The organism is Stenotrophomonas sp. 86156_Sma (assembly GCF_056481625.1).
In genome coordinates, this window is sequence record NZ_CM151157.1 from 3,129,365 (window position 1) to 3,143,511 (window position 14,147).

Sequence of the window (14,147 nt, forward strand, 5' to 3'; positions counted from 1 at the left end):
TTCAGGCAACCGGCAGCCCCGACAGCGCGCCCATGAATTGGCGGTAGTGACGCAGCTCGGCGATGGAGTCATGCACATCGCTCAGCGCGGTGTGGTTGCTGTTCTTGCCAACGCCAGCGGCCACGGTCGGCGCCCAGCGCTTGGCCAGCTCCTTCACCGTGGACACGTCCAGGTTGCGGTAGTGGAAGTACTTCTCCAGGCGCGGCATCTGGCGGTGCAGGAAGCGGCGGTCCTGGCAGATCGAGTTGCCGCACATCGGCGACAGGCCGGCCGGGATCCACTGCGCCAGGAAATTCACCGTCTGCGCCTCAGCCTGGGCAAGGGTCACCGTGCTGTCCACCACACGCTGCCACAGGCCCGAGCGGCGGTGCTGGTTGCGGTTCCACTCGTCCATCGCTTCCAGCGTTTCCAGCGGATGGTGGATGGCGAATTCTGGACCTTCAGCCAGCACGTTGAGCTGGGCGTCGGTGACCACGGTGGCGATCTCGATGATCGAATCGTTGTCGGTATCCAACCCGGTCATTTCCAGGTCGATCCAGATCAGTCGTTCGTTGGCCGCGCCGTTGTCCGCCATGTGTCGCCTCGTTGCTGGGCAGGCGCGCGGCCTACCGGTGATGGAAAGAGGCGCCCATCATACCCGTTCGCCCCTCAGCCCTCGCCGGCGTGGTCTTCCAGCAACAGCGGCGGCTTGCCACGCTTGGCGCGGAAATAGTTGGTCAGGCGCATGCTGGCTTCCTTGGCCAGTACCCCACCGTGGATCTCCACCCGGTGGTTGTGGCGGGCATCGCCAATGAGGTCGAACACGCTGCCGCAGGCACCGGTCTTGGGGTCGCTCGCACCGTAGACCAACCGTGCAACGCGCGCGTGCACGATCGCCATAGCGCACATCGCACACGGCTCCAGGGTCACATACAGCGTGCTGCCAAGCAGGCGATGGTTCGCCAGCAATTTTCCGCCCGCCCGCATGGCCACGATCTCGGCGTGTGCGCTGGGGTCATGCGAGGCGATGTTGAGGTTCCAGCCCTCGCCCAGCAGTTGGCCGTCGGCACCGACCAGCACTGCACCCACCGGGATCTCGTCGAACTCGCGTTGTGCGCGCTCGGCCAGCGCCAGCGCGTGGCGCATCCAGTGTTCGTCGGTGTCGTGCACCGGCACACCCAGGGCGTCGGTCATGACGGTTCTCGCGTGTCTGCAGGGCCAGGATGGCCGCCGGGGCCGCATTGTACGCCCGCAGCCGTGCAGGCGCCGCTAGCGCGCGTCGAAGCGCTCGCGGGCAGCGTCCAGCGCCGGGAAATTGTGCTCGGCCCAACGGTCCAACGCGGTCAGGGTGTCTACCAGACTGCACGCAACCTCGGTCAACCGGTACTCCACGTGCCGAGGCTTGCCGCCCAGATCGCAGCGCTCGATCAGGCCATTGCGCTCCAGCTGCCGCAGGGTCTGGGTCAGCACCTTCTGCGAGATGCCTTCGATCTTCCGCAGCAGCGCACCATTGCGTTGCGGGCCCTCGGCCAATGCCGGCAGCAGCAGCATCACCCACTTGCCGGAGATCAGTGCCAGCGCATCGCGCGCCGAGCAGTCGGCGGCATAGACATCACCGGGAAAGGCCATGGTTACCTCAAAGTGCGCAATTGCCGGGGCATGCCGGCATCGCGAGGATGGTCGCACACTCCACGAACACCTCGCCCCATGCGCGCCCTGATCCTGCTGGCCCACCCCGAACCCCGTTCCTTCAATGCCCACCTGGCCGTGCAGGCGGCCGAGCAGCTGCGGCATGACAATCTGCAGGTGGACATGGTCGACCTGTATGCAGAAGGCTTCGATCCGCTGGAAGCGGCCTGGCACCATCCACGGCGCCTGCAGCCCGAGCGCTTCGATGCCCAGCGCGAACAGCGCTACAGCGCCGAACACGACCAGTTGCCCGCCGATGTGCGGCATCACCTGCAGCTGCTGCAGGCCGCGGACCTGGTGATCCTGCAGTTCCCACTGTGGTGGTTTGCGGCGCCGGCCATCCTCAAGGGCTGGCTGGACCGCGTGCTGGTCTACGGGCCGATGTACAACAGCCGGCAACGCCACGAGCGCGGCGTGATGCAGGGCAAGCGTGCGTTGCTGAGCGTCACCACCGGCTCTTCGGCGCGGGCGTGCGCGGTCGATGGCCGCGAAGGCGATACCCGGCTGTTGCTGTGGCCGTTGATGTACAGCCTGCGCTACGTCGGCTTCGAGGTGATGGAGCCGCATATGGTGCACGGCGTGCGCTCAGGGCTTGCAGCGGAACGCGTGCAGGCCCACGACGAAGCATTGGTTGCAGCCACCCTTTTCTACCGCGAGCGACTGTCGCGATGGCGGCAGTGGCCGACCGTGCCCTTCAACAGCAGTGAGGACTTCGAGGATGGCGTGTTGCTGCGCGCGGAAGCGACTGCGTACAGTCCCTTCATCCGCCATCGCAACGCCGGATGAACCCGCACCTGCAGGCACGGCCGGAAAGCTTCATACTTCGCATTCCTGCAAGCACCTTGGTGAACATATGACCACCCTCCGTCCCTCTCGCGCTGACGACGGCGCCGCCCTTGTCGATCTCTGGCGCCGCGCCGTCGACGCCACCCACGACTTCCTCAGCACTGAAGATCGCCTGGCGATCGATGCCGAAGTCGCCGGTTTCCTGCCGCAGGCGCCGATGACCGTTGCTGTCGATGCACAGGATCGGCCGCTGGGCTTCATGCTGATCGACGGCACCCACATGGAAGCACTGTTCATCGATCCGGACGTGCGCGGCACCGGTATCGGTCGGCAGCTGCTGCAGCACGCACTGGCCCTGCACCCGCAGCTGAGCACCGACGTCAACGCACAGAACGCGCAGGCCGTGGGCTTCTACCTGCGCATGGGCTTTGTCGAAACCGGTCGTTCGCCGCTGGATTCGCAGGGCCGCCCGTATCCGCTGATCCACCTTCGGCATAAGGCCTGACATCCGTTGGAAGCAGCTGCGTGTTAGCGTGGCTGCTTTCGATCAAGGAATGCCGTACATGGATGGTGCAAAAGCCCTGTTGACCCTGTTTGCGCTGGGCATCAGCCTGGTCTGGATCCTGGTGCCGTTCGCCATCTTCGCCGTGCGCAACCTGCTGCGTGAGGTACTGGTCGAGCAGCGTCGTACCAATGAACTTCTCGAGCATATCGGCGGCTACCGCATTCCGAAACCGCAACCCGAACCGACCGTCTGGCGCGCGCCCTGAGCGGGCGCCCGCCCGCCGTGGCTCAGGCTGTCGCCTCGAAGGCCGGTGAGTACTGCACCTCGCCCTGAGCCAGCGGAGGCTGCAGGCAAAGCGCCTGGAAATACTCCGCCGGCGCGCCCGGCAACACCAGGCCCGGCTCGGCACGGAAGCCGAAGCGCCCGTAATAGGCCGGCTCGCCCAGCAATACACAGCCATGTGCACCCTGCTGACGCAGTGCTTCAAGTGCGGCGCGCATCAGGGCCGCACCGATGCCCTGCCCCTGCCAGGCGGGCACTACCGAGATCGGGCCCAGACCAAACCAGCCCGTGCTGCCATCGCTGACCGTCACCGGCGACAGGGCAATGTGGCCGATCACCTGGCCCTGAGTTTCGGCGACCAGCGAAATGCTCAACTCCCCGCGGGCGCGCAGGGCGTCGACGATGAACTGCTCGGTGTGGCTGCTGTGCGGGGCTTCGCGGAAGGCGGCCTCGGTGAGTGCATGGATGGCGGCGTGGTCGGCCGTGGTTTCGGTGCGGATCATGCAGTTCAAGAGAACGCCTTTGATAATGTGATGAGTGCGTGAATTATTGATTTACGTCGCAGATTCAACCGCGAGCAGCCCCTGCCAGCAAGGCCAACGCGACGCCCGAATCCCCTGTGCTGCAATCGATTCGCCGGAATACACCGCATCGCGCGCGTCAAAAACCCGTCGCGACGGTGGCGCAACGTTCCTGACACGCTCCATAATCGAGAAACCTGTCACCCAGGAAGGATATATGGACATGGACGCACGATGCAGGATCAGGCCATGGGAGTAGCGCTCCCTGAAAGGAAAAGGCAGCCGCTGCTGGCGTTGCTCGCCCTTATCCCACTGGCCGCATGCTCGCCCTATGCTGATGCCGAGCGCGACGTCGCCGCTGGTGGGCGCGGCCTGGCCAAACTCAATCCTGCACCAAAGCAGGGCTACGAGCTGGTTCTGACACTGAAGGATGCCCCCGGTCCCTTCGCGGTGGTCGAGGGCGTTGCCCAGTACGACGTCAGCAACCACAAGGACTGCGGCCGGGTCCTGAGGGCGACCGGTACCGCCAGCCGTATTACCAGCCAGGAGCTCGTCACGCTGCGCAAGGTCGGTGAGAACGAGTACCGCGGTACGTTCTACCTCGACCGCATGCAGGACGAGGATTACTACGGGCGTGGTGTCTGCCATTGGGCGCTGACGGGAGTCGGTGCGATGTTGCGCGCTACGACCGGCGAGGCGGATACGCGATTCCTGACGTTCATCGACAAGGAGCGCATGGAGAACGAGTCTCCTCTGACGCTCTACTACCCAAAGTTGATCTATCCACTCGCCGCCACCGTCGCCAACTATGGCGCCAGTGGCGAGGAGAATCCATCAGAGTACAGCGAAGATCTGCGCGACGCGCTGTTCTCGACCACCACCACTGTGCAGAAACTCGCGCCATGAGCTGCCAGTTCAACCATTCCTACCCCCAAGGAGGCCGACATTGCGCCACAAGATGATCCCGTGCCTTGCTCTGCTTCTGTTGACCGCCTGCAATCCGGAGACCGCCATGAACCAGGAACGTGCCGCTGCTGAAGCCGATGTCGCCCAGGGTGGGCGTGGCCTCGCCAAGCTCAACCCCAGCCCGCGCAAGGCCTATGAACTGGTGCTGCGCCTGAAGGATGCCCCCGGTGATTTCGCGCTGGTTGAAGGTGTCGCGCAGTACGACGTGACCAACGAAGACCAGTGCGGGCACATCGAACCGGCCACCGGTACCGCCGCACGCATCACCAGCCAGGAGCCGGTGGAGCTGCGCAAGGTCGCCGACGGCGAATACCGCGGCACCGTGTACCTCGACCGGATGCTGGATGAGGACTACTACGGTCGTGGCGTCTGCAAGTGGGAATTCAGCGGCGCCGGCGCGATGCTGAAAGCCACCGGCGCCGAGGGTGAAACGCGCTTCCTGTCGTTCATTGAGGCAGCGCCGTTCGTCAAAGGCGAGACCGAAACTCGCCACTATCCTCGCGCAGACTATCCGCGTGTGAACGAGATTCCTGATTACGGCGCAAGCGGCCAGGAAGATCCCACCAAGTTCCGGCCTGAACTGCAGAATGCGCTGTTCTCCGCTTCGCTTGAAGCCAGTGAGGTGCGCCAATGAGCCTCAACAGCCAGGACTATGCTGCACTATCCGAAGATGCATACAAGGATTATGCGGTCGGTCGTCGTGCACCTGGTCAAGAAGAGATCGTCCCGATCAACGGCCACAAGTACAAGATTCTTGAGCATGTTGATAATCGACTGAACGGCTATCAGGGAACGATCTACCAGCGAGTCGACACCAATGAAATTGTCGTCGCACATCGCGGCACCGAACAGATCGCACGCGATGCAATTCTGACCGATGGTGGCATGGTCGTCGCCCGCACCAACGTGCAGGCTCCGGACGCCATCGCGCTGACTCAACGCGCCCTCGCCTATGCCAAGAAGGAAGGGCAGGATCTCGGACAACGTCCGCCCGAAGTTACCGTCACAGGCCACTCCCTCGGCGGTGCCCTGGCCCAGATCACCTCGCACCACTTCAACGTCAAGGGCGAGACCTTCAATGCCTACGGCGCGGTCAGCCTCAGCTACCGCATTCCGGAAGGCGGCAACACCATGATCAACCACGTCATGGCCTCCGATCCGGTCAGCGCTGCCTCGCCGCACTTCGGCCAGGTCCGCATCTACGCCAAGCCCGATGAGATCAAGACGCTCGCGGCAAATGGCTTCAGCAATCATGCCCTGCGTGATCTGATTCCGGACCGCCCGATCATCGCGGCAACCAGCTCGTTCGGCGCACACAAGCTGGGCAACTTTCTCGACGAAGGATCGGTGCTGAAGCACCCGGAAACGCAGAAGCTGGCGAAAGACAACGCCAAGATGATCGAGGAGTACCGCGACGACGTCGAATCACTGCGCCGCGGTGTTACCCGTGCAGCACGCGGCATCCCGGGCGGCGCCATCGATCTGTACGACCACATCCGCGGCCCGCTGCAGCCCGGTGAGCCGGCCCGTCGCGAGGCGGAGAAGAACGGCCATCACACCAGCATGCTGCGCATGGACGATGCCAATCACCTGGGCAACCCGCTGTTCAACGACGCGATCCGTGGCGTGCATGCGCAGGACGTTCGTGTCGGCCGCGTGCCGGATGTGATGAGTACGCAGTTGGCCGGTAGCCTGGCGGCGGAGATGCACGCTGCAGGCGGCAAGCGCATCGACGAGGTGGTGATGAATGCCGATGCTTCGCGCAGCTTCGCGGTGCAGGGCCTGGGCGGCGACCCGGCGCATCTGCGCGTGTCGGTGGACACGGCCGTGGCGATGAACACCCCGCTGGAGCAGAGCAGCCAGCGGATTGATCAGCAAGCTGCGGGACAGCGCCTGGCACAGGACCGCGATCAGCAACTGGAACAACAGCAGAACCAGACCCGCAGCATGCAGGCCTGATGAACAGCGCGGGAGCCGGTCAATCCGGCTCCCGCGTCACTTCGGCCCTCTGCCTCAGGGGCTGGAGGCCGCGACCGGCGCGGACGCACTGGCGATCACGAACAGATCCGGCCCGGAATCCGGGAAGCCACCACAGGCGCGATCGCCCGGTGCTACCGGATCACAGGGCCACTGCGCCCGCGCGACCTTCTCGCGCAGCTCGAAGCGATCCCCAGTCCAGACCACGAAGGCCAGGTGCTCGCGGTTCCAGTCACTGTAGGCACGCGGACCGACCTTCTGCGCCGTCTCCGGGTACTGCACGAACCAGCGCATGGCCGGGCCGTACTGCAACTTGCTGTGGTCCAGGCTGATCCGGCCCTCGCGCGACAGCTGCCGCGCACGATCGGCCTCCGTCACCTGGGGCATGGCCGGCATGGCATCGGCGGTCACATCCCTCGGCGCGGCGTCCCCGCGAACCTGGTACACACGCTGGGCCACATAGGCCTCGCGGCAGTCACCCGCTGGCACACGTACCGGCTCCGCGCCGTACTCATCGCGGTTGGCGACCCGGTCGCTGCAGGTGAACGGTGCCGACACCAGGTAGAACGTGCTGTCGGCGTCGCGTCCTTCCAGCGAGCGCACCCAGATGTCGCCCATCCGCGCGATGAAGTCCGGGCGCTGGCCGTAGCCCGGCACCGCCTTGAACCAAACCTTCTGTTGCACCTCACGCTCGCGCCAGCTGCGCGGCAGGTGGATGTCCTGCTGGGGCAGTGCGACCAGCAGCGCGGCCAGATGCGCCGGCATCGTGCCCTGGCAGGCGCCGATCAGCAGCTCGCCCTGGGCCGCCAGCCGCCCAGCCAGATCCACCGGGCAGCGGGCACCAAGCGCACGCTCGGTCGCCTGCTCGGGCGGCAACGGCGCGATGACCAAGGCGGGTGGCGCGGGAGCTACCGCCGGGACGGCTGGCTCGACGACAGCAGGCGGTGCAGCGACAGGCGCCGCCGCTGCGGGTGCAACGGGCACAGGCGTCGGGTCTGCAGCCGGCGCCGGCTGCGCGTCCACCACTGGTGTCGCAGGAGGTGTCACGGCAGCCGGTACATCAGGAGCCGGCACCGCGACAACGGCTTCGGTGGCCATGGGCGCTGCAACAGGTGCCATCCCTGCAGGCGCGTCAACGATCGCCTCGGCGGCGATGGGCGCCTCCACGACGGGCGCCGCTGTCTCCTGAGCCTGAGCCTGTGCCGACGCTGCGGCAAGTCCAAGTGACAGCAGCCAGAGCGGCGGCAGGCGGCGCGCGGATGCATCGCAGCGGGCAGCGACGTGCCGGGCATTCGAGGGAACGATTCGCATGTGGTGTCCTTCCGAGTGGGTTTCCATGTCGGCGCCACAGGGCGCCACGCGTCGTACGTAAAGCGCCGGCGGGTCCCCTGCCCGCCGGCATCAGGTGTTACAGGGATCGAGAACGCTGCTCCTGCTCGCGGGCGAGCGCGGCCGCCGGGTCCTGCTGGGCGACACTGGCAGCCAACTGCTGGCTGCTCTGCGCCAGCGGCTGCTGGGCGGCCTGCTCCCGGTCAACGGACGCGCGCAGCATCGCCGGATCTCCCAGCGCGCCCTGCACCGCAAACAGCGTGCGCCCGTCGTTGCCCGCCAGCAGATGATCGATACGCGACAGGCCGGCCTTATGCGCGCTCAACGCCAGCGCGCCGGCGGCGTTGTCCATTTCCTGCTCACTGCGCAGTCCGCTCTGCGCCCCCATCTGCTGCAGGTGCTGGCGTGCCCCCTGGAACAGGGCGTGTCCCGGCTCGCCCGGCTGCGACATGTCGCGCAGGGTGGCCTGCTGCGCCGGCGCCCCTACTTCGCCCCGCTCCAGCCGCGCCATCACATCAGGTGTCAGCTTCTGCTGCCACACATCGAACCGCTGCTGGCGGGCCTCGATGCCGTTCAGGCCACCATTGATCGCGCGTGTCGCTTCGCGCACATCCTCGCGCGCCGCCTCCGGCACGCGCGTCTGCCACTGCCACACCGCAATACGGCCCGCATGCTCAGGCTGCGCGGCCAGCTCCGGTTGATTCACCAGATCCAGATCCAGCGCCTTGCCGGCACGCTCATAGTTTTCCTTGCCGACCAGCGGCAGATAGCCGCGGCCGTGATACTTCAATGCGTCGCCGGGCGCGTCATTGCCCATGCGCCCGCCGTACATCAGTTCGGCCAGGCTCTCCGGCCGCCCACGCAGCGCCTCCTGGCGGGCGTCCTCAAGCGCGCCATTGCCATTGCGCCACGCCGCTTCCACCGGGATCTGCGAGATACCCCGGGTGAAGTTGAAACTTTCATTGAGCCGGCTCAGGCCACGGGACTCGTGCCCGGCCTGCGCCATGAAGTTGGCCAGTTCCCGGGACGAGGTGATGCCGGCCTCCGTGGCCTGCCGCAGCAACTGCGACTCTCTATCCTGCGACACGGTGAAACTCCTGCTCGATCATCGTTGGGTACTCCCGCCTCCTCACAGGCATGGCACTCAGGGCAAGCTCACGTCGGCGACGACGGACGGGTCGAAATCCTCGAACCGCACCCGGCCAAGCTCGGCCGCCGAGAAGTCACGCGTATGGGTGGCTTCGGTCTCGGTGTCGACCACCCTGCGCTGCACCCCATGTACCCAGCAGGCCTGCTCGGCGGGTGCATAGCGGAAGGTGTAGACACTGCTCCAGCGCTCACGGCTACCACCATTGGTGATCACACTGAACGCGCCATCCTCGATCGTCACGTACGCGAAGGGATCGCCGGCGATGCCGCCACGGCTGGAGCACGGCACCAGCTTGTCGTTGCGCGCGGCCAGCTGCCATCGCCCCGCGGCGTCGCCGAGCAGCAGCAACAGCACCCGGTTGGGACCGTGCTCGCCAGGCACCAGGCCGTCAGGCGCCGGTTGATCGATCACCAGCAACTGGTCGTCGATCCCGTTACCGGTGAGATCGCCGCGTACGGCTTCCAGCAGGTTCGCGCCGGACGGAACGAACGCCAGGGCATTGTCCATGTGCGTGCCACTCCCCTTCTCCATCCCCTGCAACTCCTTCAATCCCGTCCTGCCAGTATCCGAGCGGAGGCCGGAACCGGCGCCATGCACCACGCGCGGCCAGCGTCCGCCATGCCGGATGATAGCCCTGAGCCCACGGCGACCGCGACGGTGGCAAGCGTCATCCGCAACGCGGGTGATCAGAGTCCTCATGGACGGAAAAGCTCCTGCGTTCGATGGCACCGATGCGTCGGGATTTTGACGCGCACGCAGCTTACTTCGAGGAGGCGGGGCTCGTCGAAGGGGGCTTGGGATGAAAAGCGCACTTGATCACAGAAAAAGCGCGGTTAACGTGAATGGTGGCTTATCCGACAAACAGATCCGCGTTGGATGGCGCCGTGGGGGATGCGCCGCGACCCCGCACACGGGCTGGTCCGGCCGCGGCGATGTTGCACGGGAAGCCTGCACACGCTTTGTCGCCCCGCGTCGTGGCCAGCAATCGCGATCAGCGCAACTGCTGTGCGCAGGTGGCCCCCTGCGTGGCGTAGTCAGGGACGTAGCCGCCCATCGTCAGCACCGTGATATCGCATCGATTGTTCACGTCACTGACGACATACCCATAAGCATTCAACCCCTGCACACGCTCGCCACGGTGCAAGTACAACGTGCGCGAACCATCGGCCCCATTCTCCACACGATCCGGTGGGCCCCACGTCCGCACGAATTCCTGCTCTGTCTTGCCGATCCACATATCCATGAGATTGTTGCGACCCACGCGATTGGCTGCTCGACGCGACTCATCCAAGGCCCTGCTGGTTTCATTCTGGGCGCGCGCCACAGTCGCTTCGAGGCTACGCACAGTGCTGTCCATTTCAGCGTCGGTTGGCCGATAGGTGAATGCTGGGCGCTTGCCGTCCTTCCACAGGTCGCCCCAGATGACATCTACAGGTGATTGCCCGACGTCACCAATGGAAAGGAAGCCACGCTTCATCATTTCCGCTGGCACCTTGGCCTTGGGATCAGGCCCCACGAGACAGGCAAACTGCACCAGTTGCACCTGCCAGGGAGCAGTCGCCTCGGTTCGCGGTTCAAACTTATCCGGCGGGACGTTCTCCATTGGCCGATCGCGCCACTGGATCAGACTCGTCCTGGTGGCCACGGTGTTCTGTGAGCAGTTCACCCAGTACTTTCTGATCAGGCGATTCGGTTTCGTCGCGTTCTCGTAGACGGTATTGACCTGGATTTCGTACACCGGTTCCGGACCAGCAACGGGCTCACCGGGCTTTGGTGGCTTCCTGCGGCGCAACTGCTTCAGGTAGGCGTTCTGCTCAGCCTGCGTGGCACGCTGCAGAAAACCGACCAGATCCGAGCGCATGCACAGGCCGATTCAAGAACCACGTCTATGATTCGACCGACATGGCTCAGAAAGATTCAAATATTGGCTCAGCACGATCCGTGTACAACACCTTGCATTGCCCACCACCGTTCTTCGCGCAGTAGGAGAGAACCCGACTGGTCGCTTCTTCTCTTGAGCCAGCGACTGAAATTGAAACTATTCCCTTACTCCCTGGCTCAGGGTCAGCATATGCCACACACTGGTTCTTGTACGTTGTATCGATCTTGCAGTCTTTCGCTCCATGCGTCGCGCACCGAGCAAGCGCTTCTGAGACAGCCTCACGCTTGGAGCGCCTTCCAACGGAGGCCCCCATATCGCCCGTGCTTGCTGCCCCTGCAATAGCCCCCCAAGTCTTGATCCAGCGCCCAGTAGCAATGGGGCCGCTCTGCACGCCATCAGTACCAGAGCCCGGAATAGGTGCGCATCCACCGACACCCTGGCCACCGATGGGATACTGACCGGGTGGACACCGCCCCTCTGCCCGGACCGACTCAGATGTGAGCGCAGCACCGGCCACCACAATTGCTGCGACCAAACTTGCCGCCACTGAACGCCTGATCATACCGGGAATCCCCCAACATCAAGAGTAGAGTTTTTTCTTAGCTTGATGGGCGCAGAAAAGAAATAGCCCGCTCAACGGCGGGCCATTCTATCGCCGCATCATCAGAAAAATACGGGCAATGACTCAGAATTTCTCAAACTCCGGCTCGGTGCAATTGGACATGACAACTTCACATGTCTCTTTGGAAGCAGCACCACATTGCGCCAAGGATAGGCCTGCCGCCTCCTCCTTTGTGGCTGCAGCAGAGTAGAAAGTTCCCCCGGTTCCCGCATTCGAGACAGCCGCCGTCGCGCATTGATTCTTATAGGTGAACTTCACTCGACAATCCCGACCGCCTGCATCAGAGCAGGATCTCACTGCCGCGTTTCCCGCATCCGCCTTCTCCCTCCACCCACTTGCCGCTCCTGCGACTCCGGAAGGCGAGGCGGCAAATGCTCCCCAAGTCTTGATCCACCGCCCCGTTGGACGCGGGCTTTCCGCTTCTGATCCACCAGCAGGAATCGGCGCACATCCGCCGGCACCCGGCCCGCCAATCGGATACTGACCTGGAGGACACCGTCCTTCGGCGAAGGCAGCGCCGCCGCCCCCAAAAATTAGGATTGCTGCAAGAGCGCACCTCAGAACTTGAGCTGCCCAATAAATATTCATACACACATCCTTCAACCTAAGTCAGATCCATCAATCCGCCAAGCCATACTGCCCCTGCTTCTGATTGGACGGCGTGTAAGTACTTGGAGCAGAGTTCCTTATAGTGACACCACCATCCTGATGACTCGAATGCTCTTCGCTCTTTGATGGCGAAGGAGGTGTGTAGGTGCCCCGGGGCCGACCATCGGCACTAGGAGTTGAGGCCGCACTGCCACCTATCTGCGAATATGCCATGAAGCTACTGATTCGATCGCCCCAATACAGTCAGAAGAGGCAAAGTGTGAATTCTCAGCAGCCTTCTTACACCGCATGCCAAGCAAAGACGGCTGCAATGATCGCAGGACATTGAGTTGGCAAGAAAAGCATGAGAGCAGGTAAACCTAAACTCTTCCAGCCGTTCCAACCTGCGCCGCCTCGTTGACGACCACTCAGAACGACTCGAATTCCGGTTCGCTGCACGCCGAGTAGATCACCACACAACCCTCACTGCCGCGCTTCGTGCAGAGCCCCATCGCCAACGAAGTCGCGGCAGAGACAGATTCAGCGCGTCCAAACGTGGAGCCTCCGAATGCGCTAGTTCGAGGAGAGACCAAGGCGACGCACTGATTCTTGTAAGTCTGAGTAACCTTGCAGTCCGACGCCCCGTGCTGACTGCAATTGGCCAAGGCCTCATTTGAGGCGTCAGCCTTTCTCACTTTTCCGACTGACACGCCGACATCGCCATTGGATGCCATGGCGATCGCGCCCCATGTCTTATTCCAGCGTCCCGTTTGGATAGGACCCGTCTGACCCGTGCCCGCATCCCCTCCTGGGATCGGCGCACACCCACCGACACCCTGACCTCCGATTGGATACTGACCTGGCGGGCAACGTCCTTCAGCGCCAACAACGGGCGCGAAGCCAAAAAATAGCATGCAAATTGCAGCGCCGAAGATAAGCGCAGATCGGCGGCCAAATATCGAGACCATATCGTTAGACCCTCAAACTTCCCATCAGCCGTTGTTCTTTGCAAGACCAAGACGCCCGGAGTCCACCACCGCCGAACCCGGCGATGAACTACCACCAGTCACTCGCGGACCAACAACCTGCTCGGTAGTGGCACTATGCGTCCCACCCTTCTCTGGAGCCGGAGGTGTGTAGTAGCTACCCGGCGGCTGCCCACTCTGTCCCGGCGCCTGCGCGACGGGGCTGCCACCTATCTGCGAATATGCCATGAAGCTACCCAGCGTGCCCTGGAAGAACATGGCCGCCATTGGGGCGCAGTCAGAATCAAGGTCGTCAGGATCAATCCCATGCCGCCCTGCTGCATCGCCTGGCTGGTCATGCCGTCGCTGGAGGCGCCTTCGAGCAGGAACTTGTTGACCAGGGCGGTGGACCAGAACGCGGTCGAGACACGGATCACCATGTCCAGCGCGATCGATACCATCGCTGCCAGTACCGCCATCGAGAACATCGTGCCGATGCCGTAGAACAGCCATCGCTGGAACAGCTGCTTGGTCTGGTCGAACAGCAGACACAGAATGAACAAGGGACCCAGGCCGATGAACAGCGCCAGCGCGACCTCGTAGAGCAGCAACATCGCACCAGCAGTGACGGCCGGACCGCCCGTGCCCATGCCGATGAACCACAGCGCCCGCGTCTTGTCCGCCTGCAACCCTGGATCATTCAGGATCTTGATGCCATCAATGCTCGACAGCGCCACCTGCATCCAGGCCAGGCTCTTGTCGATACTGGTCTTCCGGCTGCTGGTCCTTGCCGGTCACCACGTGGGTGATCAGGCTTTTGACGTCCTCGTTGAGGAATTTCTGCAGGTTGCTGCCGAACATCGCCATGCTGGTGGCAACGCTCACAATCAACGCCGCGCGCGCCAT

The 14,147-nt window shown here is 63.8% G+C and carries 17 protein-coding genes and 1 pseudogene; 6 read left to right on the forward strand and 12 right to left on the reverse strand.

The annotated features are described in order from the left end of the window. Position 1 precedes the first annotated feature (1 nt). From orn to ACZK33_RS14515, 3 genes are all read right to left on the reverse strand, one after another. On the reverse strand, positions 2-574 hold the full coding sequence (orn, locus tag ACZK33_RS14505) for an oligoribonuclease (RefSeq protein WP_107431636.1): 573 nt from the start codon (positions 572-574) through the stop codon (positions 2-4). 74 nt (positions 575-648) lie between these two features. Beyond that, positions 649-1,173: a tRNA adenosine(34) deaminase TadA gene (gene tadA, locus ACZK33_RS14510; RefSeq protein WP_049422446.1), complete on the reverse strand. Its 525-nt coding sequence runs from the start codon at positions 1,171-1,173 to the stop codon at positions 649-651. A 75-nt stretch (positions 1,174-1,248) separates the two neighbouring features. Continuing rightward, positions 1,249-1,608: a winged helix-turn-helix transcriptional regulator gene (locus ACZK33_RS14515; RefSeq protein ID WP_423174535.1), complete on the reverse strand. Its 360-nt coding sequence runs from the start codon at positions 1,606-1,608 to the stop codon at positions 1,249-1,251. Between the two features lie 78 nt (positions 1,609-1,686). Here ACZK33_RS14515 and ACZK33_RS14520 point away from each other — a divergent pair, with 78 nt between their 5' ends. From ACZK33_RS14520 to ACZK33_RS14530, 3 genes are all read left to right on the forward strand, one after another. Then, complete coding sequence (locus tag ACZK33_RS14520) at positions 1,687-2,454, forward strand: NAD(P)H-dependent oxidoreductase (protein WP_423174534.1); 768 nt, start codon at positions 1,687-1,689, stop codon at positions 2,452-2,454. 67 nt (positions 2,455-2,521) lie between these two features. Continuing rightward, the gene (locus ACZK33_RS14525) at positions 2,522-2,959 is read left to right on the forward strand and encodes an acetyltransferase (protein ID WP_032129515.1); all 438 of its coding nucleotides are present in this window, start codon (positions 2,522-2,524) and stop codon (positions 2,957-2,959) included. A gap of 58 nt (positions 2,960-3,017) precedes the next feature. Continuing rightward, the gene (locus tag ACZK33_RS14530; RefSeq protein WP_005410107.1) at positions 3,018-3,224 is read left to right on the forward strand and encodes a hypothetical protein; all 207 of its coding nucleotides are present in this window, start codon (positions 3,018-3,020) and stop codon (positions 3,222-3,224) included. Between the two features lie 22 nt (positions 3,225-3,246). On the opposite strand, the gene ACZK33_RS14535 is transcribed toward ACZK33_RS14530, so the two are convergent. After that, the gene (locus ACZK33_RS14535; RefSeq protein ID WP_423174533.1) at positions 3,247-3,753 is read right to left on the reverse strand and encodes a GNAT family N-acetyltransferase; all 507 of its coding nucleotides are present in this window, start codon (positions 3,751-3,753) and stop codon (positions 3,247-3,249) included. A 258-nt stretch (positions 3,754-4,011) separates the two neighbouring features. Between ACZK33_RS14535 and ACZK33_RS14540 the strand changes: the two genes are divergently transcribed. Genes ACZK33_RS14540 through ACZK33_RS14550 form a run of 3 tightly spaced genes read left to right on the forward strand, consistent with a single transcriptional unit; the run spans position 4,012 to position 6,687 of the window. Further along, positions 4,012-4,668, forward strand: a complete 657-nt coding sequence (locus ACZK33_RS14540; RefSeq protein ID WP_478453521.1) for a hypothetical protein — start codon at positions 4,012-4,014, stop codon at positions 4,666-4,668. Positions 4,669-4,708: 40 nt separating this feature from the next. Further along, positions 4,709-5,362, forward strand: a complete 654-nt coding sequence (locus tag ACZK33_RS14545) for a hypothetical protein (protein WP_423174531.1) — start codon at positions 4,709-4,711, stop codon at positions 5,360-5,362. Further along, complete coding sequence (locus ACZK33_RS14550) at positions 5,359-6,687, forward strand: XVIPCD domain-containing protein (protein WP_423174530.1); 1,329 nt, start codon at positions 5,359-5,361, stop codon at positions 6,685-6,687. The genes ACZK33_RS14545 and ACZK33_RS14550 overlap by 4 nt, the downstream gene beginning before the upstream one ends. Before the next feature lie 54 nt (positions 6,688-6,741). On the opposite strand, the gene ACZK33_RS14555 is transcribed toward ACZK33_RS14550, so the two are convergent. The 8 genes and pseudogenes from ACZK33_RS14555 to ACZK33_RS14590 all read right to left on the reverse strand — a co-directional run bounded on the left by ACZK33_RS14555 (position 6,742) and on the right by ACZK33_RS14590 (position 14,147). Further along, positions 6,742-8,016: a hypothetical protein gene (locus ACZK33_RS14555; RefSeq protein ID WP_423174529.1), complete on the reverse strand. Its 1,275-nt coding sequence runs from the start codon at positions 8,014-8,016 to the stop codon at positions 6,742-6,744. A 97-nt stretch (positions 8,017-8,113) separates the two neighbouring features. Continuing rightward, the gene (locus tag ACZK33_RS14560; RefSeq protein ID WP_423174528.1) at positions 8,114-9,121 is read right to left on the reverse strand and encodes an XVIPCD domain-containing protein; all 1,008 of its coding nucleotides are present in this window, start codon (positions 9,119-9,121) and stop codon (positions 8,114-8,116) included. A 57-nt stretch (positions 9,122-9,178) separates the two neighbouring features. Then, positions 9,179-9,715: a hypothetical protein gene (locus tag ACZK33_RS14565; protein WP_423174540.1), complete on the reverse strand. Its 537-nt coding sequence runs from the start codon at positions 9,713-9,715 to the stop codon at positions 9,179-9,181. Between the two features lie 460 nt (positions 9,716-10,175). After that, on the reverse strand, positions 10,176-11,045 hold the full coding sequence (locus ACZK33_RS14570; RefSeq protein WP_423174527.1) for a hypothetical protein: 870 nt from the start codon (positions 11,043-11,045) through the stop codon (positions 10,176-10,178). A 46-nt stretch (positions 11,046-11,091) separates the two neighbouring features. After that, positions 11,092-11,628, reverse strand: a complete 537-nt coding sequence (locus ACZK33_RS14575) for a DUF4189 domain-containing protein (protein ID WP_423174526.1) — start codon at positions 11,626-11,628, stop codon at positions 11,092-11,094. A gap of 123 nt (positions 11,629-11,751) precedes the next feature. Then, positions 11,752-12,276, reverse strand: coding sequence for a DUF4189 domain-containing protein (locus ACZK33_RS14580; protein ID WP_423174525.1), 525 nt, complete (start codon positions 12,274-12,276; stop codon positions 11,752-11,754). A gap of 428 nt (positions 12,277-12,704) precedes the next feature. Next, a complete protein-coding gene (locus ACZK33_RS14585; RefSeq protein WP_321029109.1) occupies positions 12,705-13,244 on the reverse strand; it encodes a DUF4189 domain-containing protein in 540 nt (179 codons plus the stop codon). 24 nt (positions 13,245-13,268) lie between these two features. Further along, a pseudogene (locus tag ACZK33_RS14590) lies at positions 13,269-14,147 on the reverse strand (TrbL/VirB6 family protein).

Bases quoted from the DNA above. Each gene is read 5' to 3' on its own strand.
- ACZK33_RS14525 (WP_032129515.1), top strand. From the start codon at position 2,522: ATGACCACCCTCCGTCCCTCTCGCGCTGACGACGGCGCCGCCCTTGTC.
- ACZK33_RS14555 (WP_423174529.1), bottom strand. From the start codon at position 8,016: ATGCGAATCGTTCCCTCGAATGCCCGGCACGTCGCTGCCCGCTGCGAT.
- orn (WP_107431636.1), bottom strand. From the start codon at position 574: ATGGCGGACAACGGCGCGGCCAACGAACGACTGATCTGGATCGACCTG.
- ACZK33_RS14565 (WP_423174540.1), bottom strand. From the start codon at position 9,715: ATGGAGAAGGGGAGTGGCACGCACATGGACAATGCCCTGGCGTTCGTT.
- ACZK33_RS14520 (WP_423174534.1), top strand. From the start codon at position 1,687: ATGCGCGCCCTGATCCTGCTGGCCCACCCCGAACCCCGTTCCTTCAAT.
- ACZK33_RS14585 (WP_321029109.1), bottom strand. From the start codon at position 13,244: ATGGTCTCGATATTTGGCCGCCGATCTGCGCTTATCTTCGGCGCTGCA.
- ACZK33_RS14550 (WP_423174530.1), top strand. From the start codon at position 5,359: ATGAGCCTCAACAGCCAGGACTATGCTGCACTATCCGAAGATGCATAC.
- ACZK33_RS14530 (WP_005410107.1), top strand. From the start codon at position 3,018: ATGGATGGTGCAAAAGCCCTGTTGACCCTGTTTGCGCTGGGCATCAGC.
- tadA (WP_049422446.1), bottom strand. From the start codon at position 1,173: ATGACCGACGCCCTGGGTGTGCCGGTGCACGACACCGACGAACACTGG.
- ACZK33_RS14570 (WP_423174527.1), bottom strand. From the start codon at position 11,045: ATGCGCTCGGATCTGGTCGGTTTTCTGCAGCGTGCCACGCAGGCTGAG.
- ACZK33_RS14580 (WP_423174525.1), bottom strand. From the start codon at position 12,276: ATGAATATTTATTGGGCAGCTCAAGTTCTGAGGTGCGCTCTTGCAGCA.
- ACZK33_RS14575 (WP_423174526.1), bottom strand. From the start codon at position 11,628: ATGATCAGGCGTTCAGTGGCGGCAAGTTTGGTCGCAGCAATTGTGGTG.
- ACZK33_RS14515 (WP_423174535.1), bottom strand. From the start codon at position 1,608: ATGGCCTTTCCCGGTGATGTCTATGCCGCCGACTGCTCGGCGCGCGAT.
- ACZK33_RS14540 (WP_478453521.1), top strand. From the start codon at position 4,012: ATGGGAGTAGCGCTCCCTGAAAGGAAAAGGCAGCCGCTGCTGGCGTTG.